Origin of the sequence: Streptomyces griseorubiginosus (genome assembly GCF_017614965.1) — a bacterium.
Classification (GTDB): Bacteria; Actinomycetota; Actinomycetes; order Streptomycetales; family Streptomycetaceae; genus Streptomyces; species Streptomyces griseorubiginosus_B.
Window position 1 is genome coordinate 1 of sequence record NZ_WVUG01000561.1, and the last position, 2,481, is coordinate 2,481.

Here is a 2,481-nt window from a genome sequence, read left to right on the forward strand (position 1 = left end):
GCCGTACCCCCAGGTCGCCCAGCGACCGCCCCACCAGCGTGGTCACCATGTACACGTTGTACGGCACCGTCGACAGCTGCTCCGAACTGCCGAGCACGTCCTTCAGATACTTGGCGCTCCAGTTGGAGACGGTCGAGTCCCCGATGTACGCGAAGGTCATCACCAGACACAGCGGCAGCAGCAGCTTGAAGACGACCGACTGCCCCTGGCTGCGCTCCTCCGCCAACACGGCCACGGGATCGGCGTCGACATACCACCGGCTCCCGATCAGCGCGGCCGGCAGCAGCACCGCGACGACCGGCAGATACGACACCCACAGCGCGAGATGCCAGTGCGCCCCCACCCAGGCCAGCGAGGCCCCCACGATGCCGCCCAGACTGAACGCGGCATGGAAGCTGAGCATGATGCTGCGCCCGTACGACCGCTGCAGGCTCACCCCGAGCATGTTCATCGAGGCGTCCAGCCCGCCCACCGCCAGCCCGAAGGCGGCCAGCGCGATCCCCAGTTCGGCGAGCTGGTCCCCCGACCCGACACCGACCAGCGCCAGCATCACCACCGGCTGCAGACAGCGCAGCAGCACACTGGGCCGTATTCGCTTCACCAGCTGCTCGGTCGTCACGCTTCCGACGCCGGCCAGGATCGGCACGGCGGCCAGGAAGGCGGGCAGCAGCGCGTCGGAGACGCCGTACCGGTCCTGAATGGCCGGGATGCGGGTCACCAGAAGGGCGAAGGTGGCGCCCTGGGCGAAGAAGCTCAACGCCAAGGAGGCCCTACCGCGCCGCAAGACATCTGTCATGGCGGCGAGCGTAGGGCCCCTGGCTACCTGTGGGTAGATCAAGCCAAAGATGAATTTCCTTCACCTTTACCTTCGGTGCCTTCAGGCGGCGACAGCGACCTCGGGAACCTCGGCGGTGTCGGCGGCGGCCACCTCGGCGGAGACCATCCGCGCCATCGGCTCGGCGGCGACCTTACGGCTGACGAAGAGGGCCAGCGTGATCGTGCCCGCGAGGATGACCGACCCGAGCCAGACCATGGTGTCGACGGGCACCGTGTACGCCCCGACGATCCGCACGACGCACTCAGCGAGCAGGGCCACGCCCCACACCACCGAGAACACCCGCTCCAGCCGCCGGAACGCCGCCGACCCGACCGCCAGCCGCTCCCAGGCGGCCTCCCTCGCCGCGTCCCCCCGCGTCAGGAAGGGCTTGAACCCCTCGGTCATCATCGGCCGGCCCATCACCACCGACACCAGGACGGCGATCCCGATCACGCTGCTGACCCCGCTGTCCTTGGCGAGCATCAGCCGCGGGTCGCCGGAGAGGAAACTCAGCGCCAGCGACACCACGTTCACGAGCAGGATGAGCCCGGCCAGACCGTTGACCCGACGCTCCTTGACCAGGCCCCACACGGTCCGGAGCGCCGGCCCGACGCTGCTCCAGGCCAGGGCGGCGAAGGTGCTCGCGCCGAACCCGTCCTTCAGCAGGTAGTACGTTCCGAGCGGCACCGCCACGTCCACGATCAGCGGCCCGAAGGTGCTCTGCTTGTTCGCCTTCTCGGTGTTGCTCGTCTTCGTCGTCATGCCCTCTACCTTCGCGGAGGGCACCCCCACGGCAGTAGAAACGATCGTCCAGGGCTCGGCATGACATTTGTCAGCCGAGCAGACCTGCCAACTCACACATGTCGCTGAACAGTTGGGTGGCCCCGGCGAGCTTGGCGGCGGGGGTCACGGCGGTGAACCCGTAGACGTCCATCCCGGCCGCGACAGCCGCCCGCACCCCCAGCGGACTGTCCTCGACGACCACGCACCGCTCCGGCGCGACCCCCATCCGCTCGGCCGCGTACAGGAACAGATCCGGCGCCGGCTTCCCCCGCCCGACGTCCTCGGAGCTGAAGATCTGCTGTTCCCCGAACCACCGGTCCAGCCCGGTCTTCCGATGCCCCACCCGAATCCGCTCATGACTCCCGGAGGACGCCACGCAGTACGGCACCCCGTCCGCCGCGAGCTTCTCCAGCACGTCGACGGCCCCGGGCATCGCCTCCAACTCCCGCTCGAAGGCGGCGAACACCCGCCCATGGAAGACGTCGTCGAAGTCGTCCGGGAGCCGTTGTCCCGTCCGCTCCAGCACCAGGTCATGCACCCGGTGCATCGCCGACCCCATGTAGTCCCGGATGGAGTCCTCGTACGACGTCGGATGCCCCAACTCGGTCAGATAGGCGGCCAGGAGCCGGTTGGAGATGGGCTCGCTGTCGACGAGGACGCCGTCGTTGTCGAAGATGACGAGGTCGTAGCGCATGGAGTCACTGTAAACGCAGAAAACCCCGCACCGGAAAGGTGCGGGGTTTTCTCAATAATTGTTCGGCGGCGTCCTACTCTCCCACAGGGTCCCCCCTGCAGTACCATCGGCGCTGTAAGGCTTAGCTTCCGGGTTCGGAATGTAACCGGGCGTTTCCCTCACGCTATAACCACCGAAACACTATGAA

The 2,481-nt window shown here is 67.6% G+C and carries 3 protein-coding genes and 1 rRNA gene; all 4 read right to left on the reverse strand.

Translation table 11 applies throughout. From position 1 onward, the window contains the following. Positions 1–796: MFS transporter (locus tag GRC12_RS43615; protein ID WP_208785976.1), on the reverse strand; the 796-nt coding region annotated here is incomplete at its 3' end. Positions 797–877: 81 nt separating this feature from the next. Then, positions 878–1,579 carry a VC0807 family protein gene (locus GRC12_RS43620; RefSeq protein WP_208785977.1) on the reverse strand — a complete coding sequence of 234 codons (702 nt, stop codon included), beginning with the start codon at positions 1,577–1,579 and terminating at the stop codon, positions 878–880. Positions 1,580–1,649: 70 nt separating this feature from the next. Further along, positions 1,650–2,294: an HAD family hydrolase gene (locus GRC12_RS43625; protein ID WP_208785978.1), complete on the reverse strand. Its 645-nt coding sequence runs from the start codon at positions 2,292–2,294 to the stop codon at positions 1,650–1,652. A gap of 60 nt (positions 2,295–2,354) precedes the next feature. After that, positions 2,355–2,471: ribosomal RNA gene (rrf, locus tag GRC12_RS43630) — 5S ribosomal RNA — on the reverse strand. Positions 2,472–2,481: the final 10 nt, after the last annotated feature.